Source organism: Massilia sp. 05N420, from assembly GCF_056397205.1.
The window spans coordinates 20,375-46,025 of sequence record NZ_JBFTMX010000043.1; the positions used below are offsets into that span (position 1 = coordinate 20,375).

Below are 25,651 nucleotides of genomic sequence, written 5' to 3' on the forward strand. Positions count from 1 at the left end.
TTGTTGCAAAAACTATGTAATCATGATGGTTTAGGAACAATGCGGCACCCTCTGCGCAAGACATTGTCATGAGCACCCAGAACACTTCCAGCACCGCATTCATCTCGACCGGCATCGCCGGTCTCGACAACGTCCTCGGCGGCGGCCTCACCAGGGACAGGCTCTACCTGGTCGAAGGCGATCCCGGCGCCGGCAAGACGACACTCGCGCTGCAATTCCTGGCGGAAGGCGCGGCGCGCGGCGAGACCGTGCTGTACATCACCCTGGCCGAGACCGAAGTCGAATTGCGCGCGGTCGCCGAGACGCACGGCATGTCGCTGGACGGCATCTCCGTCCAGGAAGTGATACCGGATGAAAGCCTGCTCGACCCCAGCGAGCAGTACACGGTGATGGATCCGTCCGAAGTCGAGCTGGGCGAAACCAACAACATGATCATCAGGCTGGTCGAGAAGCTCAATCCGAGCAGGGTCGTGCTCGATTCGCTGTCCGAGCTGCAGCTCCTGTCGGGCACTCCCTTGCGCTACCGGCGCCATGTGCTGGCGCTCAAGCAGTACTTCTCGAAGCGTTCCTGCACCGCCCTGCTACTCGACGACAAGACCTCGCTCAAGGGCGACCAGCAGGTGCGCAGTATCGCCCATTGCGTTATCTCGCTGCAGCACATCGATTCCGAGTACGGCGCCGAACGGCGCCTGGTGCGGGTCCTGAAATACCGCGGGGTCGCCTTCCGGCGCGGCCCGCACGACTATTCGATCGTCACCGGCGGCCTGGTGGTCTACCCGCGCATCGTCGCCGCCGAGTCGCGCAAGATCGTCCGGCGCGCCCAGCTCGGCAGCGGCCTTGCCAAGCTGGACCAGTTGCTGGGCGGCGGGATCGAGGAAGGATCGAGCACCCTCGTGTCGGGGCCGCCGGGCACCGGCAAGTCCAGCGTCGCCATCCAGTTCGTGAAGGCGGTGACCGACCGCGGCCAGCGCGCCGCCATGTTCCTGTTCGAGGAATCCTTCAATACCCTGCTGAACCGCAGCGAAGGCATCGGCCTCGACCTGCACACGCCTTTCGAATCCGGCCTGCTGAACGTCCACCAGATCGATCCGGCAGAGATGTCGCCCGGCGAATTCACCCATGCCGTATGCGGCGCGGCGGACCAGGGCGCCAGGGTGATCGTGATCGACAGCCTGAACGGCTACATGAATGCGATGCCGGAAGCCGGTTTCCTGTCGACCCATTTGCACGAAGTGCTGACCTACCTGGGGCAGCGCGGGGTGGCGACCTTCCTGGTCGGTGTCCAGCAGGGCATCGTCGGCAGCAGCATGTCGACCGGAATGGATGTCAGCTACATGGCGGACAATGTCCTGATCCTGCGCTATTTCGAAGCCCAGGGCGCCGTCCAGAAGGCGATCTCCGTGTTCAAGAAGCGCGGCAGCGCGCACGAGACCACGCTTCGGCAGTTCGACATCACCCAAAACGGCATCGCCGTCGGCGCCGTGCTCAGGAATTTCCAGGGTGTCCTGACGGGCGTACCGACCATCCTGGACCCGGACGGCGGACGGCACGATCCCGCTTCTGCGAACTGATGCAGGCCAACGATCTCGAAGAGCGCATCCTGATCCATGCACCGGTGGGCAAGGACGCGCGCCTGATCGAGGAGCTGTTCGGGCGCGCCGGCATCGCCTGCGGCGTGTGCGCCCAGCCTGGCCAGCTGATCGACGAACTCGGGCGCGGCGCCGGTGCGGTGCTGGTCGGCGACGAAGCGGTCACGCCGGACTTCGTGCGCGTCCTCAGGCACTTCATCGACCACCAACCGGACTGGTCCGACCTGCCGGTCCTGATCATGAGCCGGCGCGGCGCCGCGGCGCCCGGCCTGCAGCACCGCTACCTGGAACTGGGCAATGTCTCGCTGCTGGAGCGTCCGGCGCAGGGCATGACCCTGGTGAGCGCCGCGCAGTCGGCCCTGCGCGCCCGCCGCAGGCAGTATGCGATGCGCGAAGTCGACCAGCGCAAGGACGAGTTCCTGGCCATGCTGGGGCATGAGCTGCGCAACCCGCTGGCGCCAATCCGCGCGGCCTCCGACCTGCTCCGCATCCCCGACCTCGACCGCGAAAAGATCCGCCAGACCAGCGAGATCATTTCGCGCCAGGTGAAGCACATGACGGGCCTGATCGACGACCTGCTCGACCTGTCGCGGGTATCGCGCGGCCTGGTCACGCTCGACGAAACCCTGCTGGACGCCAGGCAGATCGTCACCGCCGCCGTCGAGCAGGTGCGCCCGCTGATCGAGAGCCGGCGGCACCGCGTGTCGATCCAGTTGCCGCGCGACACCGCCTTCGTGCACGGCGACCAGAAGCGCCTGGTGCAGGTGGTCGCGAATATCCTGAACAACGCCGCGAAATACACGCCCGAGGGCGGCGAGATCGCGGTGGCGCTGCACGCCACTAGCGACAGCGTTGACTATACCGTCACCGACAACGGCATCGGCATCGTCCCCGAGATGCTCGACCGGGTGTTCGACCTGTTCGCACAGGCTGAACGCAGCTCCGACCGTTCCCAGGGCGGGCTCGGCATCGGCCTGGCGCTGGTCCGGAACCTGGTGGCGCGTCATGGCGGCAGGGTCTCGGCGTTCAGCGAGGGCGCCGGCAAGGGCAGCCGCTTCACGGTCAGCCTGCCGCGGGTCGAGACGCCCGGCGCCGGCGCCGCCCCTGCGCAGCACGGCGAGGCGCCGAGCGACACCCATGGACTGCGCCTGCTGGTCGTCGACGATAACGACGATGCCGGCCAGATGCTCGGCCTGTTCCTGGAAACCGCCGGCTACCGGGTCGTGGTCGTGCAGAGCGCCCACGCGGCACTGGCATCCGCCGCCGCCGAGCCCTTCGGCGCCTGCCTGCTCGACATCGGCTTGCCGGACATGGACGGCAACGAACTGGCGCAGCACCTGCGCCGGCTGCCGCACATGGCGCAGGCGATCCTGATCGCCATCACCGGCTATGGACAGGACGCGGACCGCGCCAGGACCAGCGCCGCCGGCTTCGACCATCATTTCGTCAAGCCGGTGGACATGGAAGCCCTGCTGGGCGTCCTCAGCGCAATTTGACCGGCGCCCCGCCCTGCTGGGTGGCGTAGTCGGACAGCGAGGTGAACAGCTCGCTGTCGTCGCGGGTATTGCGCCATTGGTCGCCGACGCGCTTGTAGTGGAAGCCGCCGGCACGCGCTGCCACCCACATCTCCTGCAGCGGGGCCTGGCTGTTGACGATGATTTTCGAACCGTTGTCGACGAATTCGATCTCAAGCACATTGCCGCTGCGCTTGCATTCGACGTCGACGACGTCCTGCTCGAACAGGCGATCGAAGGCCAGTTCGATCTCGTTCAGGGTGGACTCGGCGAGGTCCAAAAATTCGGTTTCGGTCATGCTACACTCCAAGGTCTGCTAATCAAACCGTGATTCTAATCGTGAAGTCCCCATTTGCGCTCCCGGCCTTTGCTGTGGCCACGCTGGTCCTGCTGTCCGCCTGCGGCCAGCCCGGCCCCCTCTACATGCCCAAGCCGCCGGCCCGCCCCGCCGCTCCGGCCCCGGCCGCCGTGGTTCCGGCCACCACCGCCACGCCGCCGGCACCGGCCGCCGGCACGACCACGCCGAGCGCGGGATCGAACGCCAACAATACCCAAGCCACCAACCCGCCCACCCCGGCCAGCCAACAGTAACCATGTCGCACTTCTCGTTCCAAGACGGCGTCCTGCACGCCGAAAGCGTCCCCCTGTCCGCCATCGCCCAAGGCTTCGGCACCCCGACCTACGTGTATTCGAAGGCCCAGCTGCTGCAGAACTTCCGCGGCTATGCGGCGCCGGCCAAGGGCCGCGATGCCCTGGTCTGCTATGCGATGAAGGCGAATTCGAACCTGGCCATCCTCGACATCCTGGCGCGCGAAGGCGCCGGCTTCGACATCGTCTCCGGCGGCGAACTGCTGCGCGTGATCGCGGCCGGCGGCGATCCCGGCAAGGTGATCTTCTCGGGCGTGGGCAAGACCGTGGCCGAGATCGAGCTGGCGCTCGACCAGGGCATCCTGTGCTTCAACGTCGAATCGATCCCCGAACTGCACCGCATCAACGAGGTGGCGGGCCGCCGCGGCAAGCGCGCGCCGGTGTCGCTGCGCGTGAACCCGAACGTCGATCCCAAGACCCACCCCTACATCGCCACCGGCCTGAAGGCCAGCAAGTTCGGCGTGGCCTTCTCGGACGCGCTCGACACCTACCGTACCGCGGCGTCCCTGCCGCACCTGGAAGTGGTCGGCATCGACTGCCACATCGGTTCGCAGCTGCTGGATGACGCACCGCTGCTGGAAGCGCTGGACAAGCTGATCGAGCTGATCGACACTCTGGCCGGCGAAGGCATCCACTTGCACCACCTGGACGTCGGCGGCGGCCTCGGCATCGACTACGGCACCGGCGACAACGCCCCGGTGGCGATCGGCGATTACGTGTCGCGCGTGTTCGCGCGCGTGGACGCCTGGCGCGCCGAGAAGTACGAGGGCAAGCCGATCAAGGTGATCTTCGAACCGGGCCGCTCGATCGTCGGCAATACCGGCGTGCTGCTGATGTCGGTGGAATTCCTGAAGCCGGGCGAGGAAAAGAACTTCTGCGTGATCGACGCCGCCATGAACGACATGGCCCGTCCGGCCCTGTACCAGGCCTGGATGGACGTCAAGCCGGTGGTCCCGCGCGCAGGCGGCACCGTGAAGTACGACCTGGTCGGCCCGGTCTGCGAATCGGGCGACTGGCTGGCGCGCGACCGCGACCTGGCGGTCGAGCCGGGCGACGTGCTGGCGATGATGGCGGCCGGCGCCTACGGCTTCACGATGGCCTCGAACTACAACACCCGCGGCCGCGCGGCCGAGGTGCTGGTCGACGGCGACCAGGTCCATTTGATCCGCCGCCGCGAGACGCCGGAAGAGCTGTTTGCGCTGGAAACCATCGTCAAGTAAGTATCGTCAAATAAGCATTACTCCCCGGTGCAGCGCAGCAGGCGCCGGACGCAGTCCCCCACCGCCGCCCTCAGCTCTGGAGGGTGGCGGATCTCGAACTCGAAGGGCATGCCGGCCAGCTGGCGCGCGAACCAGTCCAGTTCGTCGGACTGGGCGCGCACCACCACGCCGCCGGCCGTTTCCTCCAATACTCCCGCTTCGGCAAACAGGTGGGCCCGCACCGAGGCCAGGTCGGCCTTCAAAAGCACTTCAATGGAAAAGGCGCGCGGCAGGGTCGCGATGGAACGCACGACGTGGGCCATCGGATCGAAGCCGGGCGGCCGCTCGAAATCTTCCTCCAGCGGCTCCACGCCCGCGACCCGGTCCAGCCTGAAAGTGCGCAACGCCTGCCGCAGATGGCACATGCCGGCCGCGTACCAGCGCCCGTGGCGCAGCGCCACGCCATAGGGATCGAAGCGGCGCACGGACTCCTTGCCGTGCTGGTCGCGGTAGCGCAGCAGCACCCGGCGGCAAGCCTGGGCCGCACCGGTCAGCAGCACCAGCGGCTGGTTGTTGGCCGGCGCCAGCGCGCGCGCCGCATCGAGCTTGACGGTTTCGTCGACGGCGCGCACGCGGCGCCGAAGCTGGTCGGGCATGATGCGCTCCAGCTTGGCCTGGGCGCTGGCCACCGCCGGCGCCGCCTCGGCCAGCCCGAGTCCGCGCGCGGCGAGCAGGCCGAGCGAGAGCGCCAGGGTTTCGTCCTCGGTGAACATCATCGGCGGCAGCTTGAAGCCGGGCATCAGCGCATAGCCGCCCGCCCGTCCGCGCTCGGCCGTGATGGGGATGCCGATGTCTTCCAGCTTGCCGACGTAGCGGCGCAGGGTGCGGCGGTCCACGCCCAGGCGCGGCGCCAATTCGGCGCCGCTCATGCGGCCATGGGTCTGCAGCAGTTCGAGCAAGGCGAGAACGCGGGTGGTCGGATGGTACATAGGACCGATTATGACCTATATACCGCTTACGCTGACATTTTGACCATGGAGGCGAACATGAACGGCAGCGGCTCGCTCTGGCTGTATTTTGTCCTTGTATTCGGCATCATCGCCCTGCCCGGGCTCGATATGGCCTATGTGCTGGCCAATGCCCTGACCGGCGGGCGCGGCGCCGGCCTGGCCGCGGTGGGCGGCATCGTCGCCGGCGGCGTCTGCCATATCGCGATGGGCGCGCTCGGCGTGGCCGCCATCGTGCGGCTGTGGCCCGCGCTGTTCAATGTGCTGCTGGTGGCCGGCGCGGCCTATATCGCCTGGATCGGCTGGAACCTGGCGCGCGCCGGCGCCACCACGCTCGAGGTGCGCGCCGACGCCCCCGCGCAGCCGGCGTCGTCCGTGTTCCTGAAGGGGATGGCGACCTGCCTGCTGAACCCGAAAGCCTATGTGTTCATGCTGGCGATCTTCCCGCAATTCCTGAAGCCGGCCCAGGGACCGATCTGGGCCCAGGCCACCGCGCTGGGCCTGATCACGGCCGGCACCCAGGCCGGCGTCTACGGCGGCGTCGCCCTGCTGGCGCAAAGGGCCGGCGGCTCGCTCGGCGCCAGCGGGCTGGCCACGCGCGCGGTCGGCATGCTGCTGGTCGGCACCGGCATCGTCACCGTCGTGCAAGGGTGGCAGGCATGAGCCGCCGTATCCTTTCCGGCGCGGCGCTGGCCTGCGCGCTGAGCTCGTCCGCCGCCATGGCCGCCCAGGATTGCTGCCCGATCGTCGAGCTGCGCCAGTACACGATGTACCCGGGCAAGCGCGACGAACTCATCTCCCTGTTCGAGGACCGCTTCATCGAAAGCCAGGAAGCCACCGGCATGCGCATCGCCGCCACCTTCCGCGACCTCGCCGACCCCGACCGTTTCGTGTGGGTGCGCGGTTTTGCGGACATGCAGAAGCGCCACGACGCCCTTGCCGCCTTCTACTACGGTCCCGTATGGCAGGCCAACCGGAACCAGGCCAACGCCACCCTGGCCGACAACGACAACGTGCTGCTGCTGCACCCGGCCTTCGCCGGCAGCGGCTTCGCCCTCGACGGCCTGGCCCGCCCGGCCAGGGGAGACATTGCCGCCAGCCGCCTGGTGGTCGCGACGATCTATTACTTGCGGGAAGACACACTGGCGGAATTCGCCGCCGCGTTCCGGCGCGAGATGGCGCCGCTGCTCGAAGGCCGCGGCGCGCGCATCCTCGCCCAGTATGTGACGGACAGGAGCAGGAATACCTTCGAGCGCCTGCCGGTGCGGGAAAAGGAAAACGTGTTCGTCAGCTTTGCCGCCTTCGACGATGCGGACGCCTACGACAGGCACCTGAAGACGCTGGCGGCGGACCAGCGCTGGCGTGCCATGCAGGCGGTCGCCGCGGCGCGCATGGCAGGGGCGCCGCAAACCCTGCGCCTCGCGCCGACGCCGCGTTCGCTGGTACGCTAGCGCTCAGTGCCGTCCACCCCAGCCGCCGCGGCCTCCCCAGCCGCGCCCGCCGCCCCAGCCGCCGCGATAGCCGCCGCGGTAGCTGTGCTCGTAAAAGCCGAAGCTCAGCGAGAGCGGCGGCCCGACATAGGTCGGGTAGCCGTAGCTGTAGGGGTAATAATAGGGAGAGGCCGCCACCGGCGCCGAGCCGTAGGCATCGTAGGCGGCATAGGGCGGCGGCGCGTAGACGCAGCCCGACAGGCTTGCGGCCGCCAGCGAAAGAATCAGGCGTTTCGCCGCGCCTTTCGTACGGGTGTCCATGTCGACGTCCTCAAGTGCGATCCTTACTGAATTCTAGGTCAGATTGCACGGTTTGCAGCGCCGATTTGTAACTCTTAATCTCTTCCGCGGGAACGGTCTTCCGGCCAGGCCTGGCGTGCACAGGCCGCGGCCTGCTCGTTCCAGCGTCCGTCCAGCACCAGGCAGCGGTCGACCGACGAGCCGGTACGGAAGCGCGACGCGGCCAGCACCAGCACGAGCACCAGTGCCAGCAGCAGGCCGATGACGGAAGGCCCCTTCATCACGTCAGGAACCCACCGATCGCGAGGGAGCGGGACTGCGCGCGCGGTTCCAGCTCCAGACCACGCGCAGGCCGAGCAGCACGGCGACGACCAGGCCCCAGACGATGGGCTGCTCGAAGTTGTGCTTGCCCGCCTTCATCCACCAGTAATGCAGGATCGCCAGCGGCGCGATCAGGTAGATCAGGCGGTGCAACTGGGCCCAGCGCCGGCCGAGGCGCTTGATCATGGCGTTGGTGCTGGTCGCGGCCAGCGGCAGCAGCAGCACGAAGGCGATGAAGCCGACCGTGATGAAGGGGCGCTTGAGCACGTCCTTCCACATGGCGCCGAAGTCGAAGCGGTGGTCGGCCCACAGGAAGGTGAGGAAGTGCATCAGCGCATAGAAGAAAGTGTACAAGCCCAGCATGCGCCGCAGGCGGATCAGCCAGTTCCAGCCCGTGAAGCGGCGCAGCGGCGTGATCGCCAGGGTGGCGCACAGCAGGTAGAGGGCCCAGTCGCCGGTCCCGTGGGTCACGAACTCGACCGGGTCGACCGGCACCTGCCGAACCGTCAGCCAGACGATGCGCGCGAACGGCAGCAGCGCCAGCACGAACACCACGGCCTTGAGCGCGGCGAGCTGCTTGGGCGTCGGGCCGAGAGACGGCTTTTTGATGGCCGGTCTTTGGGTCGCGTTGGCTGTCATCGTTCCTTGGTCAGAAAAATTTCTTCAAGTCCATCCCACTATACAGGGAAGCCACCTGATCATAGCCGTTGAACATCAGGGTCTTGCGCTTCGGCGCGAAGAAGCCGCCTTCGCCGATGCGGCGCTCGCTGGCCTGGGACCAGCGCGGGTGGTCGACGTTCGGGTTCACGTTCGAATAGAAACCGTATTCCTCGGGCGCCACCGTGTTCCAGGCGGTGCGCGGCTGGTCGCGCACGAAGCGGATGCGCACGATCGACTTGGCCGATTTGAAGCCGTATTTCCAGGGCACGATCACGCGCACCGGCGCGCCGTTCTGGTTCGGCAACACCTGGCCGTACATGCCCACCGTGAGCAGGGCCAGCGGATGCATGGCTTCGTCCATGCGCAAGCCTTCCACATAGGGCCATTCCAGCACGCGGCTGCCGACGCCGGGCATCTGGCGCTTGTCGGCCAGGGTGGTGAACTCCACGTATTTCGCATTGCCGTTCGGCTCGACCTGCCTGATCAGGTTGGCCAGCGAGTAGCCGACCCAGGGAATCACCATCGACCAGCCTTCGACGCAGCGCAGGCGGTAGATGCGCTCTTCCAGCGGCGCCAGCCTGGTGAGGTGGTCGATGTCGAGGGTGAGCGGCTTCTTGACTTCGCCGTCGATCTGCACCGTCCACGGCCGGGTGCGCAGCGTATGGGCGTTCTGGGCCGGGTCGGATTTATCGGTGCCGAATTCGTAGAAGTTGTTGTAGTGGGTCGCATCCTCGAAGGAGGTCGGCTTTTCGGTGGTCGAGAAGGCGGCGTTGCGGGTGGCGGCCAGCTTGGCGGCGGGAGCGCCCTGCGCAAAGGCTTCGCGGTTGGCGAGCTCCCACAGCGAGGAGCCAACCGCGGCGGTGGCGGCGATCTGCGCGATGAACTTGCGCCGGCCTTCATAGACCTCGCGCGGCGTAATTTCGGAAGGAAACGGCAAGTCGATACCGTTCGGGTTTCGTTTGATCAGCATGGCTGGCTCCACTAAGCATGTCCGGCGCACGACATGCGCCGGACATATCAACCTTACACCATCTGTTCCCGGTTAGCTGTTACCGTAGAGCCTTCTGACAGATTTGTAATCGGACTGTCATTCAAAGCTTGCCGTAGGAGTGCAAGCCCGACAGGAACATGTTCACGCCCAGGAAGGCGAAGGTGGTGACCAGCAGGCCGATCAGGGCCCACCAGGCGGCCGGGCGGCCGCGCAGGCCGGACATCAGGCGCATGTGCAGCCAGGCCGCGTAGTTCAGCCAGACGATCAGGGCCCAGGTCTCCTTCGGGTCCCAGGACCAGTAGCCGCCCCAGGCCTCGGCCGCCCACAGCGCGCCCAGGATGGTCGCCACCGTGAAGAAGGCGAAGCCGACCGAGATCGACTTGTACATGACGTCGTCCAGCACCTCGAGCGCAGGCAGGCGGTCGGCCAGGATGCCGTGCGACTTGAGCAGGTAGGCGCAGCCGACCATGGCCGCCAGCGCGAAGGTGCCGTAGCCGATGAAGTTGGCCGGCACGTGGATCTTCATCCACCAGCTCTGCAGGGCCGGCACCAGCGGCTGGATCTCGGCGGCGTCGCGCGCCACCGTGTACCACAGCAGGAAGCCGACCGCGGCCGAGATCACCAGCAGCACGAACGGCCCCAGTTGACGGGTCTTGTAGCGCTGTTCGTAGTACAGGTAGAACAGCGCCGTGATCATCGAGAACAGGATGAAGACTTCGTACAGGTTCGATACCGGGATGTGGCCGACGTCGCTGCCGATCAGGTAGGACTCGTACCAGCGCACCATCATGCCGGTGAAGCCCAGCACCACGGCGGCCCGGCACAGGGTCGAGCCGACGCTGGCGCCGAACGGCGACCTGGCGATCAGGCCGCCCCAGTAGAACACGGTCGAGAACACGAACAGGGCGCTCATCCACAGGATCGCGGACTGGCTCGACAGCATGTACTTGAGGAAGAATTTCTGGTTCGCGGCATCCAGCGAGCCGCCGTACAGCGACACGCCCCACAGCGACAGCACGGCGATCAGCGGGATCAGCCAGCGCACCGGCTTCCAGTGCCAGCCCAGCAGGGCGAAGGTGGGCGCCGCCAGCACCAGGATCGCCTGCTCGTAGACGTCCATGAAGCTGCCGAAACGCTGCAGGGCGAACAGCACGGCCGCCAGCAGGCCGGCGCCGTAGAGCCAGTCGATGACGGTCAGGCTCTTGAAGAAGCCCGGCGGCTGCGTATATGCCGCCTGCGAAGGCGTGCTGGGTGGTTGGGTTGCTTGAGACATAGGTCCTCTCTATCTCCGGTGCCAGGCCTAGCTTACGCCGATTTGCTCCGCTTGCGGCAGCCTGTTCTTCAAATCATCGAACTCCCGTTCGAAGTCGAGCGTCTTGCGCTGGGTGCTCATCGCCATCAGCGCATGTGCATCCTCGTCCTGTTCCTTGACCCAGACCCAGATGCGGCGCTCGCGGATGTAGAACATCGCGAAGATGCCCATCACCAGCAGCAGGCAGCCCAGGTAGACCACTTTCTTGCCCGGCGAGCGCGTCACCTGCAGCACCGAAGCCTTCACTTCCGTGAAATCCTCGAGCGAGAGGTAGACCGGTGCGCCGTAGAAGAAACTGTCGGACAAGGCGTTCGTGGCCAGCTGCAGGAAGCGGCCGTGGGCCTCGCTGGGCTCGACCGGCGGCTCGCCCGCATGCACGTGCGCAGCCTGCCACAGCTCCCACATCACGCCGTTGAGCATCTTCATGAAGACATTGGCCGCCTTTTCCTGGTCGGCCGGCGGAATCCGTTCGAGGAATTGCGAGACCGCCACATAACCGCCGCTGCSGCCCTTGCCGTCGCCGGCGAAGATCGCCAGGGTCTTGGCCGCCGATTCCTCGAGCTGGCGCGCCAGGGCGGGATCGAGCTTTGACTGCGCATCGCGCGACTGCGGCATCGCCCGCTCGGCATAGCGGCGCGCGGCTTCCTCGCGCAGCGCGGGATCGGCCAGCGCGGCGCGCAGGCGCATCCATTCGCGCACGCTGTGCTGGTCGTCGGCCGGGATGCGCAGGTAGCTGAACTGGTCGCCCGGGTTGTTGCGTACGCCGGCCAGGTAGACCTGGGCGCCTTCGAGCGTCACCGGCTGCATGTAGTTCATGAATTCGCGGGCCTGGCCGGTGCTGTCGCGCAGCTTGTACTGGACGCTCGGGCCGACGTTCCTGAGGTCCTTGTTGTTGGCGTTCTTGGCGGCCGAGCCCGTATGCTGGGACAGGGTGCGCGCGAACTGCTCGTTGAACGACTCGCCCTTCTTGACGTCCCGCGTGTCCTGGCCTTCCTTCGTGTTCTCGACGTTGAAGGCGCGGAAGCCCGACCATTCGATCGTGTAGGCGCCGCCGGCCCGCTGGAGTTCGGCGGGTTTCAATTCGGTCGCGCCGCCGACTTCGCCCTCGATCGCGAACGCCTTATCCGAACTTCCCGTCATCGGGTAGCCGGTCAGTTTCAGCTTGCTGCCGCCATCCTCGATGCCGGACTGGTAGACGGCGACGCCGCGGTAGATCAGCGGCTGGTTGACCTTGATGCTGGCCGGGAAGCTCTTGCCGGTCTCGTGATCGCGGATCACGACTTCGCTGGCGAACAGCCTGGGCATGCCGGTCGAGTAGAAGTCGACGATGAACTTGTTCAGGTGGATCGTGAACGGCAGCTCCTGCACCAGCACGCCGTTCGCCTGCTGCAGGATGGCGGTACTGCTGTTCTGCCCTTCCGGGATCATGGTGTTGCCGCGGAAGCTGGGATTGCCCAGGCCCAGGCGGTGCTGGGGCGGGATCTGCGAGATCAGGCCGGCGCCCATATACGGCGTCTTGCCCATGAACCATTGCTGGAAGCGGATGGGCAGGTCGGAATCGAGCAGGCCGCCCAGCAGGATCACGACGATGGCCGAGTGGGCGAAGATATAGCCGAACTTGTTGCCGGCGCCCTTCTTGGCCGCTACCAGCACGCCGTTCGGCTTGTCGACCAGCTTCACGCGGTAGCCGGCATTGCCGAGGCGCTGGGCGGTCCGGCTGGCAAGCGCCACCGGGCTGCCCGCGGCCGTCCATTCGGTCTTGTGGTGGAAGTTGCGCAGCGATTCCTCGCGCACGCTTTCGCGCCAGCTGCGCATGTCGCGCAGCATCTTGGGCGCATTGCGGGCGATGCACAGGCTGGTCGAGACGATCAGGATCGCCAGCATCGCCAGGAACCACCAGGCGCTGTAGACGGTGTACAGGCCCAGCTTGCGGAAGATCTCGAACCAGAACGGACCGAACTGGTTCACGTAGTCGGGCGAGGCCTGGTTCTGCTTCATCACGGTGCCGATGATGGCCGCGATCGCCACCATTACCAGCAGCGTGATCGCGAAGCGCATCGACGATACCAGTTCGACCGCCTCGGCCAGGCCGCGGCGGCGGGTCTTCAGTTCAATTCCGGTGGTACTCATCGCTTCCTAAGATAACACGCGGCCGCAGCCGCGGCCGCCCGTCGCGCTCCCGCGCAGGCGGATTATTTCAGGCCGGCGATATAGTCGGCGACGGCTTTCATTTCCTCGTCCGACATGCGCTTGGCCAGCGTGCCCATCTGCGGGCTGTTGTTGCGGGCGCCGCTCTTGAAGGCCTGCAGCTGGGTGAAGGTGTAGTCCTGGTGCTGGCCGGCCAGGCGCGGATACTGGGCCGGGATGCCCGAACCGGTGGCGCCGTGGCAGCTGGCGCAGGCGGCCACGCCGCGGTCGGCGATGCCGCCGCGATAGATCTTGCGGCCCAGTTCGACGGTGTCCTTGTTTTTCGCCGCGCCCGGCTTGACCTGCTGGGTCGACAGCCAGGCGGCGATATTGGACTTCTCGTCGTCGCTCAGCATCTTGGCGTAGGTGGTCATCACCGGCTGCTGGCGGTTCGGGGTGGTGAAGTCGACCAGCTGCTTGTGGATGTAGGCCGCCGGCTGGGCGGCCAGCTTGGGATTGGCGACGATGGTGGAGTTGCCGCCCGCGCCATGGCAGGAAGCGCAGGCCGGCAGGCCGCGTGCGTTGTCGCCGGAGTCGTACAGGGAGCCGCCCTTCGCGGGGTCAAGCTTCGGAGCGGAGCCATGCGCCGCATCGGCGGCGGAGGCGCTGCCGGCAACCACCAGGGTCGCGAGCAACAAGGACTTTACGATTGCCGCGCCGGCGGCCGGGAGAAACACACGATTCATTCAAGCACCCTGAAAAAATTAAGACAATAATTCTTGCGTACAGTGCAGCGGCCATGCTCGTGTCCTGCCATCGAAGAGCGTTCGCGTTCTTAGCGCCGACGACAGGTAACTCCCTATTGTACAATAGCTTTGTTTCCGAACCGCCTCTTTTGTTGTCTTTTTCGCTTCAACAAGCGCCCCCACCCATGTCCAAACTCTGGCAAGCCCGCTTCTTCACGACCGTCAACCAGTTGCGCGACCTGCCGCGCACCCAGGTGCCGGAAATCGCCTTCGCCGGACGCTCCAACGCGGGCAAGTCGACGGCGATCAATATCCTGACCAACCAGAAGGGACTCGCCTTCGCCTCCAAGACGCCGGGACGCACCCAGCACATCAACTTCTTCTCGATCGGCGGCGCCCACGTGGCCATGCACCGCAAGGACGCGACCAATGTCGACGAGATCCGCGCCCTGCTGGTCGACCTGCCCGGCTATGGCTATGCGGAAGTGTCGGGCGACGCCAAGCTGCACTGGCAAAGGCTGCTGGGCGACTACGTGCAGCGCCGCGAGCAGCTGGCGGCCCTGGTCCTGATCATGGATTCGCGCCGCCCGTTCACCGAGCTCGACATCCAGATGCTGGAATGGTTCGCCCCGACCGGCAAGCCGATCCACTGCATCCTGACCAAGGTGGACAAGCTGAACCGCAACGAGTCGACGAATGCGCTGCGCCAGGCGCAACAGGTGCTCGACAGCTACGTCGACGAGGAAGGCAATGGCTTCCCGTTCACGGTGCAGCTGTTCTCGGCCCTCAAGCGCGTGGGCATCGACGAAGCGAACGACAAGATCATCGAACTGCTGGGCCTGGACGACGACGGTACCGAAGAAGACGAGGCCCCGCAGGACGCTCCGCTCTGAACCTTTCAAGGAAAAGACATGCCGATCATTACCCCTTCCCAGTACCCAGCCGTGCGCATGCGCCGCATGCGCCGCGACCCGTTCTCGCGCGCCCTGATGCGCGAGAACACCGTCACCGCGTCCGACCTGATCTACCCGGTGTTCATCATCGACGGCCATAACCAGCGCCAGCAGGTCGCCTCGATGCCCGGCGTGGAACGCGTGTCGGTCGATCTGCTGATGAAGGTCGCGGAAGAGTGCGTGAGCCTGGGAATCCCGGTACTGGCCCTGTTCCCGATGGTCGACGCCTCGCTGAAGACCTATGACGGCGTCGAAGCGACCAATCCGGAAGGCCTGGTGCCGCGCGCGGTCCGTGAGCTCAAGCGCAACTTCCCGCAGCTGGGCATCATGACCGACGTCGCGCTCGACCCCTATACCACCCATGGCCAGGACGGCCTGCCGGACGAGAACGGCTACATCGTCAACGAGAAGACCATCGCCATGCTGACCCGCCAGGCGATGGCCCAGGCCGAGGCCGGCGTCGACATCATCGCCCCCTCGGACATGATGGACGGCCGCATCGGCGCGATCCGCATGGCGCTGGAAGAAAGGGAATTCATCCACACCCGCATCATGGCCTACTCGGCCAAGTACGCCTCCGGCTACTACGGCCCCTTCCGCGACGCGGTCGGATCAAGCGCCAACCTGGGCAAGGCCGACAAGAACACCTACCAGATGGACCCGGCCAACAGCGACGAAGCCCTGCGCGAAGTGGCGCTGGACATCGCCGAAGGCGCCGACATGGTCATGGTCAAGCCCGGCATGCCCTACCTGGACGTGGTGCGCCGCGTGAAGGACGAGTTCAAGGTGCCGACCTTCGCCTACCAGGTCAGCGGCGAATACGCGATGCTGCAGGCGGCTTTCCAGAACGGCTGGCTGGATCCGGACAAGATCATCCTGGAGACCATGATGTCCTTCAAGCGCGCCGGCGCCGATGGCGTGCTGACCTATTTCGCGCTGGATGTGGCGCGTCGTTTGAAGGCGATGGCTTGATTGTTTAAATAAATTGAACAATGAAAAAACCGCGCCGAGGCGCGGTTTTTTGTTGCCGGATTCCGATCACTTTGGTGGCTTGTAATCCGGGAACATTTCCTTGAACAGGAAGTCCATCAGCTCCTTCGTATCCTGAGGCCGCGCCGACAAGGTCACCACCTTGTTCAGACGATGCGAATCCCACTCGAAGTCGCCAGTCTTTTCCTTGCGGATCAGCTCGATCATCTTCTTGACGATGGCGGTCTCGATGTCCGGATCGCTGCCGCGCTCCACCGACACCGCGGTCAGCCAGCGCCGTTTGAAGTTCGGGTTCCAGCCGCGGAATTTCAGGTCGGCGTGGCTGAAGCTCTTGTTGGTGACGCTGAACACGCCGCCGGTCTCGTTCGGATCCTGGCCGCCGCGGCCGTTGATGGCGGCGACGTTGGCGAGGGCGTTGCGCATGCCGCGCTGGGCGTCGCTTTCCTCGGCCGGCTGCTCGCTGCGGGCGCCGCGTGCCTGGCGGCGTTTCTCGATATAGGCCGCCATGTCGGTCTCGTCCGGCTGCAGCTTCGTCTCTTCCTTCGGCTGCGGCTTGGGTTGCTCGACCGGCTTTTCGTTCGGCAAGGTGATCGTGTCGGGCAGGCGCTGGACCTGGGTCACGCGCGGCCTCGGCTTCGACGGCGCCGGCTTCGCGCTCTGTTTCGATTCCTGCTGCGGGGTTTTCGGCGCCGGCTTGCTCGGCTTCTCGGGCGGCAGCCAGACGATCGCTTCTTCCCCTTTCGGCGGCGCCGCGTGCTGGTCGCGCTGTGGATGGAACAGCCAGATCGCCACCAGCAGCAGGTGCAGGCCGATCGTGACGATCAGGCCGGTACGATTGAGGCGGCGCTCCCCATACGTCGCTACCTTTCGTCCAGGCAAGGGCTGGCCGCAATGTGCGCACACATCGCTCTCGTCCGATGGAGTATGGGAATGGTCACGCAAGATAGCTGTACAACTTTCCGGGAAGTAGCAAAGAATGATCCGAGGGCCGCAGTCTACCCTGTTTCGGGCGGCCCGCGCACGTTTGTTGGACCTTCGCTAACAGCTTACAAGCTGGTCGGATTAATGGATGTTACAGAGTGTATCAGCGGCGCGACAGAGCGTTGGTCACCGGGGGTGACCAACGCAATCGTTTCGATCAGGCAGCCTTGGTCAGGACGACCTTCGGCGCCTCATGGTGAGGCGACTCCAGCTCGGCCAGGTGGTCATCGGTCATCGGACCCTTGCCGCTGTACTTGTCGAGATAGAGATAGATCACCGGGGTGATGTAGAGCGTGATCACCTGCGAGAAGATCAGGCCGCCGCACACCACCAGGCCCAGCGGCTGGCGCAGCTCGGCGCCGGCCCCCAGGCCGAGGGCGATCGGCAGCGCGCCCATCAACGCGGCCAGGGTCGTCATCATGATCGGACGGAAGCGCAGGATGCAGGCCTCGCGGATCGCCCGCTGCGGCGTCATTCCCTGGTTGCGCTGGGCGTCCAGGGCGAAGTCGATCATCATGATCGCGTTCTTCTTCACGATACCGATCAGCATCAGGATGCCGATCATGGCGATCATCGTCAGGTCCAGGTTAAACAGGCGCAACGTGATCAGCGCACCGACGGCCGCCGACGGCAGGCCGGCCAGGATCGTGATCGGGTGGATGAAGCTCTCGTACAGCACGCCCAGCAGCACGTAGATCACGCCCACCGCCGCGATGATCAGGATCAGCTGACTCGACTGGGAATCCTGGAAAACCGCGGCATCCCCGCCATATTTCGTGATGACCGAGGCCGGCATCTTCATCTCGCGGCCCATCTGGTCGATCGCCGCGGTGGCGTCGCCCAACGGGGCGTCCGGCGCCAGGTTGAAGGACAGCGTGATCGCCTGCAGCTGGCCCTGGTGGTTGACGGCGATCGGGCCGACCGTGCGCTTGACGGTGGCCAGGCTGGACAGCTGGACCAGCTGGCCGTTCTTGCTGCGCACCGACAGGCGCGACAGCGCGTCTTCGAACTGGCGGTCTTCGTTGGCCGTTTCCAGGATCACGTAGTAGCTGGCCGCGGTCGAGTAGATGGTCGACACCTGGCGTTCACCGAAGGCGGCGTACAGCGCGGTGCGCACGTCGCCCAGCTGCACGCCCAGCAGGTTGGCCTTGTCGCGGTCGATGTCGAGAGTCGCCTGCAGGCCCTTCTCCTGGGTGTCGCTGGTGACGTCGCGGAACAGCGGGTTGTTGCGCATGCGTTCCTGGAACTCGTTAGCCCAGTGGCCGATGTCGCCGCCCGACACGCTCTGCAGCGTGTACTGGTAGCGGCTCTTGCTCTGGCGGCCGCCCAGCTGCAGGTTCTGCACCGGCGACATGTAGACGTTGATGCCGGCGACCTTGCGGGTCGCCTTGCGCAGGCGCTCCATGATCTGCGGCATCTTGTCGCGCTGGTCGCGCGGCTTGAGCACCACGAACATGCGGCCGTTGTTGCCGCCGCCCGAGAACGAGGTCGTGTCCTGCACCGCCGGATCGGCCTGGATGATGGCCGCGATCTGGGTCTGCAGCGCCACCATGGCGGCCGACGAGATGTCTTCGGAGGCTTCGGTGGACACGCGCAGCTGGCCGATGTCTTCTTCGGGGAAGAAGCCTTTCGGGATGGTCGTGTACAGCACCACCGTCAGGGCGAAGGTGCCGAAGGCGATCAGCAGCACCACGAAGCGGAAGCGCAGCGCCAGGTCGAGGGTCTTCTCGTAGCCGTTGCGGACCTTGGTGAAGGCGCGCTCGAAATGGCGGCCGATGAAGCTCTTCTCTTCGCTGTGGTCGTGGCCCGCATTTGCCTCATGAGCGGGCAGCAATCGCGAGGACAGCATCGGCACCAGGGTCAGCGAGACGACCGCCGACACCAGGATCGACAGGCCGACGATCACCGCGAATTCGTGGAACAGCAGGCCGATCACGCCCGGCATGAAGAAGATCGGGATGAACACCGCCACCAGCGATACCGAGATCGAGATGATGGTGAAGCCCATCTCGCGCGAGCCCTCGAGCGCCGCGCGCAGCGGCTTCTTGCCCATCTCGATGTGGCGCACGATGTTCTCCAGCACCACGATGGCGTCGTCGACCACCAGGCCCACCGCCAGCGTGATGCCGAGCAGCGAGATGTTGTCGAGACTGTAGCCGAGCGCGTACAGCAGGCTCAGGGCGCCCAGCAGCGAGATCGGCATCGTGATCGCCGGGATGAAGGTGGCCGACAGGCGATGCAGGAACAGGAAGATCACCAGCACCACCAGGCCGACCGTCAGCGCCAGCGTGAAGTTGACGTCGTGGATCGCCTCGCGGATCGAGACCGAGCGGTCGTTGACCAGGTTGATCTTGATCGAAGCCGGCAGCTGCGACTGGAAGCGCGGCAGCAGCTTGCGCACGTGGTCGACCACGGCGACGGTGTTGGCGTCCGGCTGGCGCTGCACCAGCAGCACGATCGCGCGCTCGCCGTTGTAGGCGCCGTAGGCCTTGGTCGACTGGTAGCTGTCCTCGACGGTGGCGACGTCCTTCAGGCGCACCGGCTGGCCGTCGCGGGTGGCGACGATCAGCTCGGCGAAGTCGGCCGCCTTCATCATCTGCGGCGGGCCCTGGATGGTCAGGGTCTGCTGCGGACCGTCCAGGATACCGAGGGCGGCGTTCGAGTTGGCCGTGCGCAGCGAAGCCGCCAGCTCGTCCATCGTCAGGTTACGCGCGTTCATCAGGTCGGTCTTGGCGCGCACGCGCACGGCAAACTTCTTGCCGCCGTTGACCTGCACCTGGGCCACGCCCGGCAGGGTCGAGATCGCCGGCGACACCAGGTTCTCGGCGTAGTCGTTCAGCTCCGACAGGTTCATCGACGGCGAGGTCATGGTCATGAACAGCACCGGCGCGTCGGCCGGATTGACCTTGCGGTAGGACGGCAGGTCCGTCATCTCCTGCGGCAACTGGCGCTGGGCGCCCAGCAGCGCGGCCTGGACGTCGACCGCCGCCTTGTTGACGTCGATCGAGGAATCGAATTCCAGCGTCAGAGAGGTATTGCCCTGGGTGCTGGTCGAGGTGATCAGGTTGATGCCGGCGATGGTCGAGAACTGCTTCTCGAGCGGCAGCGCGACCGACGACGCCATGATCTCCGGGCTGGCGCCCGACAGGTTGGCGTTGACGTTGATGACCGGGGTGTTATAACTGGGCAGCGCCGCGACCGGGATGTGCGTGTAGGCCAGCACGCCGACCAGGATCAGGCTGATCGACAGCAGCACGACCATGACCGGCCGGCGGATACATAGTTCGGAGAGGTTCATGCGGCCCCGCCCTTGCTGCCCGCGCCGGCGCCCTTGCCTTCGCCCGCGCCGTTACCCTTGCCTTCGCCCTTGCCCATTTCGGAAGCCAGGCGCACCTTGCCGCCCGGGCGCACGTTCTGCTTGCCCTCGGTGATGACCTGCTCGTTGCCGCTCAGGCCGCTGACGGCGGCATCGATGCCGGCGCCGTACAGGCGCTGCACCGGCACCTGGCGCGCCGAGTGGTCCTTCTCCAGCACGTACACGAAAGTGCCCTGGGCATTGGTGATGATGGCGCTCTGCGGCACCACCACGGCATCCTTGATGGTCTGCACCGTCACCTTGGTGTTCACGTACTGGCCCGGCCACAGGGTGGTGTCGCGGTTCGCGAACTCGGCCTTCACCTTGATGGTGCCGGCGGTCGGGTCGACGGTGTTGTCGATGAAGCTCAGGGTGCCGGTGACCGGCTCCAGGCCGGCGCCGGGGATGGCCTGCACCTCGATCTTGCCGCGCTTCTGCGCCGCCAGCAGGGACGGCAGGCTGGCTTCCGGCAGCGTGAAGGCGATCGTGATCGGATCGAGCTGGGTGATGGTGGTGAGCGAGGTGGACGGCTGCACCAGGCTGCCCGGATAGACGCCGATGCCGCCGACGCGGCCGGACATCGGCGCGCGGATCGCGGTGTAGCTGGTGGAGACGCCGGCCGCGCGCGCGGCCGCGATGTCCGACTGCAGGGTCGCGCGCGCCTGGTCGACCTGGGCCTTCAGGGTGTCGACCGCGCTCTGGGCGATGAATTTCTGGGCGAACAGGTCCTGGCTGCGCTTGTACTGGCGCTCGAGGTCGGCCAGTTGGGCGCGGTCGCGTTCGACCTGGGCCTGGGCCTTGTCCTGGTTGGCGCGGTCGGCGCGGTCGTCGAGCGAGAACAGCAGCTCGCCTGCCTTCACGAACTGGCCTTCCTTGATGTGGACCTGGCGGATGGTCGCGGTGGTCTGCGGATGCAGGTCGACGGTGCGGATCGGGGTGACGGTGCCGCTGGCCTGCTGGACCACCGGCACGTCGCGGCGCTGCAGCGCCACCACGTTGACGACCGCGGGCGGCTGGCCGCCCTTTCCCTTGGCGCCGCCGCCGGCGCCGCCATTGGCGCCGTCCTTCTCCTGGCTGCAAGCACTGACGCCGGCGCCCGCGATGATGACGGCTGCGGCGATGAGTCCGAGGTGATTCCTTTTCATTCCACTCCCTATGCCGCCAGTGCCGGCGGCTTCATTTTTATGATTATCGATGAGGATGAGATACACGCAGTCGACACGTGGTCCCCGCGGCGATTTTCGCACATCGGGATGACCGCGTCGTTACTTCCCTGGGTAATACTCCGGCAGCATGAGCGTCACTTCGAGCCCGCCTTCCGGGTGGTTGGCCAGCACGATGCTGCCGCCATGCTGTTCGGCGATGTTGCGCGCAATCGTCAGTCCCAGGCCGGTGCCGCCCGACTCGCGCGAACGCGAGCCCTCGACCCGGTAGAAGGGATCGAACACGCGCGCCAGCTCGGCGCCCGGAATGCCGGGCCCGCCGTCGCGGATGCGGATCCGCGCCGCGCCGTTGATGCGGTCCACCGACACCTTGGCCGAGTGGCCGTACTTGACCGCGTTGTCGATCAGATTGACCAGGCAGCGGCGCAGGTCCATCGGACGGCCCAGCAGCGCCATGTTGGCGGTGCCGCTCAGGGTCACGCGCTGGCTGGCGTCGGCGGCGTCGGCGCAAACCGAATCGAGCAGCGAATCGAGGTCCATCATCTGCATGGTCTCGGTGGTATCCATGCTGCGCGCCAGGTCCAGGCCTTCCTTCACCATCGCCTGCATCGCCGACAGGTCGCCGATCAGGCGCTGCTGCAGCTCTTCCTCGCTGACCTTCTCCAGCCGCAGGCGCATGCGCGTGAGCGGGGTTTGCAGGTCGTGGGTGATCGCGGCCAGCATCTGGGTTCGCTGGAAGATGTACTGGCGGATCCGCGCCTGCATCGCGTTGAAGGCGGCGCTGGCCTGGCGGATCTCGTCGGCGCCGGTCAGGTCCAGCGGCGGGTGGTTGATGTCGTTACCGAGGTCTTTCGCGGCCTGGGCCAGCTGCTTGAGCGGACGCGTGGTCATGCGCGCCACCAGGTAGGCCAGGAAGGCGATGCTGACCAGGAACAGCGAAATCGTGCCGCGGTAGTCGGTGCGCTCCGGCGAGGTGGCCGAGCGCGGCGGCAGCACCGACAGGATCAGCGGAGTGCCGTCGCGCAGATTGACCATGATGCTCTCGCAGGTGCCGCGCCACTTCATGCGCAGCAGGCCGAACACCACCGGCTGCTCGCGCGCGCGCGCGCAGGACTCCGGCCGCACCGCCAGCGACTGCAGGCGGTAGGGCTTGTTGCCGGGGGATTTGTTCATGCGCGCGTCGAGGTCTGCGACGAACTCGCTCGGCGTCGGGGTCAGCGCCGGCGGGTTCGGGCCGACCGCCTCCAGGCGCATGCCGGGGCGGTTCGCCACCTGCAGGTAGGCGCTGCGCGCGGACTCGGGGACGATCTCGGTGGCCACGATCAGCTGTTCGGCGCGGTCGAGCGAATGCAGGTCGCGGAACTCGTCGAGCACGCGCTGGCGCTCCGCATCGGCCAGCAGCTGGGTCAGCGCGGCGGTCAGCAGGATCCCCAGCAGCAGGGTGATGAACACACGGCCCGTCATCGAGCCGAAGAATGCCTTCACGCGCCGGGCTCCACGCTCACCTGGCCGGCGAGCACATAGCCGCCGTTACGGACTGTCTTGATAATCTGGGGCATGCGTGCGTCCTCGCCCAGCTTCTGGCGCAGGCGGCTGATCTGGATGTCGATCGAGCGGTCGAAGGGATCGGCGTCGCGGCCCTGGGTCAGGTTCAGCAGCTGGTCGCGGTTCAGCACGCGGTTCGGATGTTCGAGGAATACGCGCAGCAGGCGGAACTCCGCGCCCGACAGCATGATGACCACGCCCTGCGGGTTGACCAGGTGGCGCGCGGTGAGGTCCAGGGTCCAGCCCGAGAACTTCATCTGCTGCACGTTCTCGGCCTGGGAATTGGGCGGCATCGCGTGGCTGCGGCGCAGCACGCTGCGGATGCGGGCCAGCAGTTCGCGCGGCTCGAAGGGCTTCGGCAGGTAGTCGTCGGCGCCCATCTCGAGGCCGAGGATGCGGTCCAGCGGCTCGTTGCGGGCGGTGAGCATGATGACCGGCAGGGTCGAGGTGGCGCGCAGCTTGCGGCACAGGGTCAGGCCRTCKTCGCCCGGCAGGTTCAGGTCGAGCACGATCAGGTCGGGACGCGACTCATCCAGCGTCTTCCACATTGCCGTGCCGTCGGCGGCAGCCAGCGCGCGGTAGCCGTTCGCTTCCAGGTAATCGGCCAGCAGCGAGCGGATGTCACGGTCGTCGTCGACGATCAGAATGGTAGATGGAGTATCCATGACATCATTATCGCGACTTAGCGTACCCCTGAACAGCGACTTTGTATCGGCATGTATATGGATGGCACAGGGAAACAAATTGATACAAAGGGCGAGACAGCGGACACGCTGCGCTTACATCTTTCACCGATGATGACATCACCGTGCAAGGAGATGTTCTCCGAAGTTCCCGAAGTTATCCGAAGTCGGATGCACGCCGCCGTGGCAGCCGCCACATTCAACGCACTAGTGGATAAGGAAAAAAGAGATGAACACCTTACGCAAAACCCTCCTCACCGGACTGGCCGCCCTGTCGCTGGGCGGCGCAATGATCGGCGCCCAGGCGCAAACCCAGGCGCCCGACGCGCACCCGAAAGCGCAGCTGAGCAAGGAAGCGCACCAGGCCAAGCGCGCCGAGTTCGCGGCCAAGCGCGAGCAGATGCGCGCCGAGCGCATCGCCAAGCTGCACGACGAGCTCAAGATCACGCCGGCCCAGGAAAACGCCTGGAACAGCTTCGTCGCCTCGATGAAGCCGGCCCAGCGCCCCTGGCAGCATGACCGCGCCGCCTGGGCCGGCCTGACGGCGCCGCAGCGCGCCCAGAAGATGATCGAACTGCAGAAGCAGCGCACCGCCTTCATGGAGCAGCGCCTGGGCGCCCTGAACAGCTTCTATTCGGTGCTGTCGCCGGACCAGAAGAAGGTCTTCGACGAGAAGGCGGCGCAGATGCAGTCGCGCTTCGGCCGCCATGGCGGCCACGGCGGCTGGCAGCACCGCGGCGGCGAGACCGCGCGCGGCTGATCGGTCCGCACCATGAACAAGGAGCGCCGCGGCGCTCCTTTTTTTACTGCAGCCGGTCCAGCGAGGCCAGGAATTTGGCGCTGTCCTGGTAGCCGATCACCCGCCCATCGGGAATCTCCTTCCCTGCCCGGTCGAACAGGATGATGCCCGGCGGCCCGAACAGGCCGAAACGCTTCAGCATCGCGCGGTCGGCCGCATCGTTGGCGGTCACGTCCACCTGCAGCAGCACGGTGTTCGCCAGGCGCGACTTGACCTTGGGGGCGATGAAGGTCAGCTTTTCCATCTCCTTGCAGGACACGCACCAGTCGGCGTAGAAGTCGAGCATGGCGGTCTTGCCATTGGTGGCGGCCAGCGCGGCGTCGAGCTGCTCGACGGTCTTGATGCGGGTGAAGGCCAGACCCTCGGCCGGGGCGCCGCCGGCGAAGCGCGACAGCGGCGCGAGCGGATCGCGCGCGCCGCTGGCCAGGCCCACCAGCTGGGTCGCGCCGAGCACGGCCAGCGCCGCGCCGAAGGCCATGCCGGCCCAGTGGCGCGGCTTGCCGGCGGCGCGCAGGAGGTAGAAGCCGTAACCCAGCAGCAGCGCGGCCCACAGCAGCATCTGCAGCAGGCCAGGCAGCACCGGCGCCACCATCCACAGGGCCATCGCCAGCATCAGCACACCAAAGAAGCGCTTGACCGACTCCATCCACAAACCGGCACGCGGCAACAGCGAGCCGGCCGAGACGCCGACCAGCAGCAGCGGGATGCTCATGCCGACGGCCATCGCGAACAGCGCGGCGCCGCCGATCAGCACGTCGCGGGTCTGGCTGATGTAGACCAGGGCCCCGGCCAGCGGGGCGGCCACGCAGGGGCCGACGATCAGGGCCGAGATCGCGCCCATCACGAACACCCCGGCCAGCTTGCCGGAAGCCTGGCGCCCGGAGGCGTCGGCGAGGCGGGTCTGCAGCGCGGCCGGCACCTGCAGCTGGAACACACCGAACATCGACAGCGACATCGCCGCGATCAAGAGGGCAAAAGCACCCAGTACCCAGGGATTCTGCAAGGCCGCGGCAAGGCCTTCGCCGAGCAGGCCGGCGGCCACGCCCAGCAGGGTGTAGACGATCGCCATCCCCATCGAATACGAGAGCGACAGCACGAAGCCGCGCCCGCGCCCGCTCTGCTGGCCTTCGCCGACGATGATCGAGGACAGGATCGGCACCATTGGCAGCACGCAGGGCGTGAACGCCAGGCCGAGGCCGAGCAGGATGAAGGCGGGGATGATGGCGAGCAGGCGGCCGCCCTGCAGCAGGGCGGCGATGCCGGAGAGCTCGGACGGCGCGGACCTGGCGGCCGGCGCGGCGGCCGCCGTCGCCGGTGCGGCCGCCGTCGCCGGTGCGG

24 protein-coding genes are annotated in these 25,651 nt (G+C 66.4%); 9 read left to right on the forward strand and 15 right to left on the reverse strand.

From position 1 onward, the window contains the following. The first annotated feature begins 68 nt into the window (after positions 1-68). Entirely contained in the window at positions 69-1,571 is a 1,503-nt protein-coding gene (locus AC1DIX_RS22565; protein ID WP_477327586.1) for an ATPase domain-containing protein, read from the forward strand. Beyond that, entirely contained in the window at positions 1,571-3,085 is a 1,515-nt protein-coding gene (locus AC1DIX_RS22570; protein WP_477327588.1) for a hybrid sensor histidine kinase/response regulator, read from the forward strand. Before AC1DIX_RS22565 ends, AC1DIX_RS22570 begins: the two co-directional genes overlap by 1 nt. Here AC1DIX_RS22570 and cyaY read toward each other — a convergent pair. After that, positions 3,072-3,401 carry an iron donor protein CyaY gene (gene cyaY / locus AC1DIX_RS22575; protein ID WP_477327590.1) on the reverse strand — a complete coding sequence of 110 codons (330 nt, stop codon included), beginning with the start codon at positions 3,399-3,401 and terminating at the stop codon, positions 3,072-3,074. The two genes, AC1DIX_RS22570 and cyaY, sit on opposite strands and share 14 nt — an antisense overlap. Positions 3,402-3,442: 41 nt before the next feature. Here cyaY and lptM point away from each other — a divergent pair, with 41 nt between their 5' ends. Beyond that, positions 3,443-3,694, forward strand: a complete 252-nt coding sequence (lptM, locus tag AC1DIX_RS22580) for an LPS translocon maturation chaperone LptM (RefSeq protein WP_441934869.1) — start codon at positions 3,443-3,445, stop codon at positions 3,692-3,694. A gap of 2 nt (positions 3,695-3,696) precedes the next feature. Beyond that, a complete protein-coding gene (lysA, locus tag AC1DIX_RS22585) occupies positions 3,697-4,971 on the forward strand; it encodes a diaminopimelate decarboxylase (RefSeq protein WP_441934868.1) in 1,275 nt (424 codons plus the stop codon). 17 nt (positions 4,972-4,988) lie between these two features. On the opposite strand, the gene AC1DIX_RS22590 is transcribed toward lysA, so the two are convergent. Next, the gene (locus AC1DIX_RS22590) at positions 4,989-5,939 is read right to left on the reverse strand and encodes a helix-turn-helix transcriptional regulator (RefSeq protein ID WP_477327592.1); all 951 of its coding nucleotides are present in this window, start codon (positions 5,937-5,939) and stop codon (positions 4,989-4,991) included. A gap of 57 nt (positions 5,940-5,996) precedes the next feature. Between AC1DIX_RS22590 and AC1DIX_RS22595 the strand changes: the two genes are divergently transcribed. Beyond that, the gene (locus tag AC1DIX_RS22595) at positions 5,997-6,620 is read left to right on the forward strand and encodes a LysE family translocator (protein ID WP_477252091.1); all 624 of its coding nucleotides are present in this window, start codon (positions 5,997-5,999) and stop codon (positions 6,618-6,620) included. After that, a complete protein-coding gene (locus AC1DIX_RS22600; protein ID WP_477327594.1) occupies positions 6,617-7,408 on the forward strand; it encodes an NIPSNAP family protein in 792 nt (263 codons plus the stop codon). The genes AC1DIX_RS22595 and AC1DIX_RS22600 overlap by 4 nt, the downstream gene beginning before the upstream one ends. A 3-nt stretch (positions 7,409-7,411) precedes the next feature. On the opposite strand, the gene AC1DIX_RS22605 is transcribed toward AC1DIX_RS22600, so the two are convergent. The 7 genes from AC1DIX_RS22605 to AC1DIX_RS22635 all read right to left on the reverse strand — a co-directional run bounded on the left by AC1DIX_RS22605 (position 7,412) and on the right by AC1DIX_RS22635 (position 13,844). After that, positions 7,412-7,708, reverse strand: a complete 297-nt coding sequence (locus AC1DIX_RS22605) for a hypothetical protein (RefSeq protein WP_441934864.1) — start codon at positions 7,706-7,708, stop codon at positions 7,412-7,414. Between the two features lie 74 nt (positions 7,709-7,782). Beyond that, positions 7,783-7,968: a hypothetical protein gene (locus AC1DIX_RS22610; RefSeq protein ID WP_441934863.1), complete on the reverse strand. Its 186-nt coding sequence runs from the start codon at positions 7,966-7,968 to the stop codon at positions 7,783-7,785. 4 nt (positions 7,969-7,972) lie between these two features. Further along, positions 7,973-8,647, reverse strand: coding sequence for a protein-methionine-sulfoxide reductase heme-binding subunit MsrQ (locus tag AC1DIX_RS22615; protein ID WP_477327596.1), 675 nt, complete (start codon positions 8,645-8,647; stop codon positions 7,973-7,975). Positions 8,648-8,657: 10 nt separating this feature from the next. Beyond that, complete coding sequence (msrP, locus tag AC1DIX_RS22620; protein WP_441934861.1) at positions 8,658-9,638, reverse strand: protein-methionine-sulfoxide reductase catalytic subunit MsrP; 981 nt, start codon at positions 9,636-9,638, stop codon at positions 8,658-8,660. Between the two features lie 121 nt (positions 9,639-9,759). Continuing rightward, positions 9,760-10,932: a c-type cytochrome biogenesis protein CcsB gene (ccsB, locus tag AC1DIX_RS22625; protein WP_477327598.1), complete on the reverse strand. Its 1,173-nt coding sequence runs from the start codon at positions 10,930-10,932 to the stop codon at positions 9,760-9,762. A 27-nt stretch (positions 10,933-10,959) separates the two neighbouring features. After that, a complete protein-coding gene (locus AC1DIX_RS22630) occupies positions 10,960-13,101 on the reverse strand; it encodes a cytochrome c biogenesis ResB family protein (protein WP_477327600.1) in 2,142 nt (713 codons plus the stop codon). Positions 13,102-13,163: 62 nt separating this feature from the next. Beyond that, complete coding sequence (locus AC1DIX_RS22635; protein ID WP_441934858.1) at positions 13,164-13,844, reverse strand: c-type cytochrome; 681 nt, start codon at positions 13,842-13,844, stop codon at positions 13,164-13,166. A 185-nt stretch (positions 13,845-14,029) separates the two neighbouring features. Here AC1DIX_RS22635 and yihA point away from each other — a divergent pair, with 185 nt between their 5' ends. Together yihA and hemB are read left to right on the forward strand one after the other, a co-directional pair. Then, positions 14,030-14,737, forward strand: a complete 708-nt coding sequence (gene yihA / locus AC1DIX_RS22640; RefSeq protein WP_441934857.1) for a ribosome biogenesis GTP-binding protein YihA/YsxC — start codon at positions 14,030-14,032, stop codon at positions 14,735-14,737. A gap of 18 nt (positions 14,738-14,755) precedes the next feature. Next, positions 14,756-15,769: a porphobilinogen synthase gene (gene hemB / locus AC1DIX_RS22645; RefSeq protein ID WP_441934856.1), complete on the forward strand. Its 1,014-nt coding sequence runs from the start codon at positions 14,756-14,758 to the stop codon at positions 15,767-15,769. Between the two features lie 66 nt (positions 15,770-15,835). Here the strand turns inward: hemB and AC1DIX_RS22650 are convergent, their stop codons facing one another. The 5 genes from AC1DIX_RS22650 to AC1DIX_RS22670 all read right to left on the reverse strand — a co-directional run bounded on the left by AC1DIX_RS22650 (position 15,836) and on the right by AC1DIX_RS22670 (position 23,496). Further along, positions 15,836-16,666 carry a hypothetical protein gene (locus tag AC1DIX_RS22650; protein WP_477252101.1) on the reverse strand — a complete coding sequence of 277 codons (831 nt, stop codon included), beginning with the start codon at positions 16,664-16,666 and terminating at the stop codon, positions 15,836-15,838. A gap of 259 nt (positions 16,667-16,925) precedes the next feature. Continuing rightward, on the reverse strand, positions 16,926-20,066 hold the full coding sequence (locus AC1DIX_RS22655; protein WP_477327602.1) for an efflux RND transporter permease subunit: 3,141 nt from the start codon (positions 20,064-20,066) through the stop codon (positions 16,926-16,928). After that, positions 20,063-21,268, reverse strand: coding sequence for an efflux RND transporter periplasmic adaptor subunit (locus AC1DIX_RS22660; protein ID WP_441934853.1), 1,206 nt, complete (start codon positions 21,266-21,268; stop codon positions 20,063-20,065). Before AC1DIX_RS22660 ends, AC1DIX_RS22655 begins: the two co-directional genes overlap by 4 nt. A 120-nt stretch (positions 21,269-21,388) precedes the next feature. Then, on the reverse strand, positions 21,389-22,771 hold the full coding sequence (locus AC1DIX_RS22665; RefSeq protein ID WP_441934852.1) for an ATP-binding protein: 1,383 nt from the start codon (positions 22,769-22,771) through the stop codon (positions 21,389-21,391). After that, positions 22,768-23,496 carry a response regulator gene (locus AC1DIX_RS22670; protein WP_477327604.1) on the reverse strand — a complete coding sequence of 243 codons (729 nt, stop codon included), beginning with the start codon at positions 23,494-23,496 and terminating at the stop codon, positions 22,768-22,770. The genes AC1DIX_RS22665 and AC1DIX_RS22670 overlap by 4 nt, the downstream gene beginning before the upstream one ends. 247 nt (positions 23,497-23,743) lie before the next feature. Between AC1DIX_RS22670 and AC1DIX_RS22675 the strand changes: the two genes are divergently transcribed. Then, entirely contained in the window at positions 23,744-24,274 is a 531-nt protein-coding gene (locus AC1DIX_RS22675) for a Spy/CpxP family protein refolding chaperone (RefSeq protein ID WP_477327606.1), read from the forward strand. 43 nt (positions 24,275-24,317) lie between these two features. Here the strand turns inward: AC1DIX_RS22675 and dsbD are convergent. Next, on the reverse strand, positions 24,318-25,651 hold a 1,334-nt coding region (gene dsbD, locus AC1DIX_RS22680), incomplete at its 5' end, for a protein-disulfide reductase DsbD (protein ID WP_477327608.1).

What these genes read in the sequence shown, in the direction of transcription:
- AC1DIX_RS22565 (WP_477327586.1), top strand. Translation starts at nt 69, where the DNA reads ATGAGCACCCAGAACACTTCCAGCACCGCATTCATCTCGACCGGCATC.
- AC1DIX_RS22570 (WP_477327588.1), top strand. Translation starts at nt 1,571, where the DNA reads ATGCAGGCCAACGATCTCGAAGAGCGCATCCTGATCCATGCACCGGTG.
- cyaY (WP_477327590.1), bottom strand. Translation starts at nt 3,401, where the DNA reads ATGACCGAAACCGAATTTTTGGACCTCGCCGAGTCCACCCTGAACGAG.
- lysA (WP_441934868.1), top strand. Translation starts at nt 3,697, where the DNA reads ATGTCGCACTTCTCGTTCCAAGACGGCGTCCTGCACGCCGAAAGCGTC.
- AC1DIX_RS22590 (WP_477327592.1), bottom strand. Translation starts at nt 5,939, where the DNA reads ATGTACCATCCGACCACCCGCGTTCTCGCCTTGCTCGAACTGCTGCAG.
- AC1DIX_RS22595 (WP_477252091.1), top strand. Translation starts at nt 5,997, where the DNA reads ATGAACGGCAGCGGCTCGCTCTGGCTGTATTTTGTCCTTGTATTCGGC.
- AC1DIX_RS22600 (WP_477327594.1), top strand. Translation starts at nt 6,617, where the DNA reads ATGAGCCGCCGTATCCTTTCCGGCGCGGCGCTGGCCTGCGCGCTGAGC.
- AC1DIX_RS22605 (WP_441934864.1), bottom strand. Translation starts at nt 7,708, where the DNA reads ATGGACACCCGTACGAAAGGCGCGGCGAAACGCCTGATTCTTTCGCTG.
- AC1DIX_RS22610 (WP_441934863.1), bottom strand. Translation starts at nt 7,968, where the DNA reads ATGAAGGGGCCTTCCGTCATCGGCCTGCTGCTGGCACTGGTGCTCGTG.
- AC1DIX_RS22615 (WP_477327596.1), bottom strand. Translation starts at nt 8,647, where the DNA reads ATGACAGCCAACGCGACCCAAAGACCGGCCATCAAAAAGCCGTCTCTC.
- msrP (WP_441934861.1), bottom strand. Translation starts at nt 9,638, where the DNA reads ATGCTGATCAAACGAAACCCGAACGGTATCGACTTGCCGTTTCCTTCC.
- ccsB (WP_477327598.1), bottom strand. Translation starts at nt 10,932, where the DNA reads ATGTCTCAAGCAACCCAACCACCCAGCACGCCTTCGCAGGCGGCATAT.
- AC1DIX_RS22635 (WP_441934858.1), bottom strand. Translation starts at nt 13,844, where the DNA reads ATGAATCGTGTGTTTCTCCCGGCCGCCGGCGCGGCAATCGTAAAGTCC.
- yihA (WP_441934857.1), top strand. Translation starts at nt 14,030, where the DNA reads ATGTCCAAACTCTGGCAAGCCCGCTTCTTCACGACCGTCAACCAGTTG.
- hemB (WP_441934856.1), top strand. Translation starts at nt 14,756, where the DNA reads ATGCCGATCATTACCCCTTCCCAGTACCCAGCCGTGCGCATGCGCCGC.
- AC1DIX_RS22655 (WP_477327602.1), bottom strand. Translation starts at nt 20,066, where the DNA reads ATGAACCTCTCCGAACTATGTATCCGCCGGCCGGTCATGGTCGTGCTG.
- AC1DIX_RS22660 (WP_441934853.1), bottom strand. Translation starts at nt 21,268, where the DNA reads ATGAAAAGGAATCACCTCGGACTCATCGCCGCAGCCGTCATCATCGCG.
- AC1DIX_RS22675 (WP_477327606.1), top strand. Translation starts at nt 23,744, where the DNA reads ATGAACACCTTACGCAAAACCCTCCTCACCGGACTGGCCGCCCTGTCG.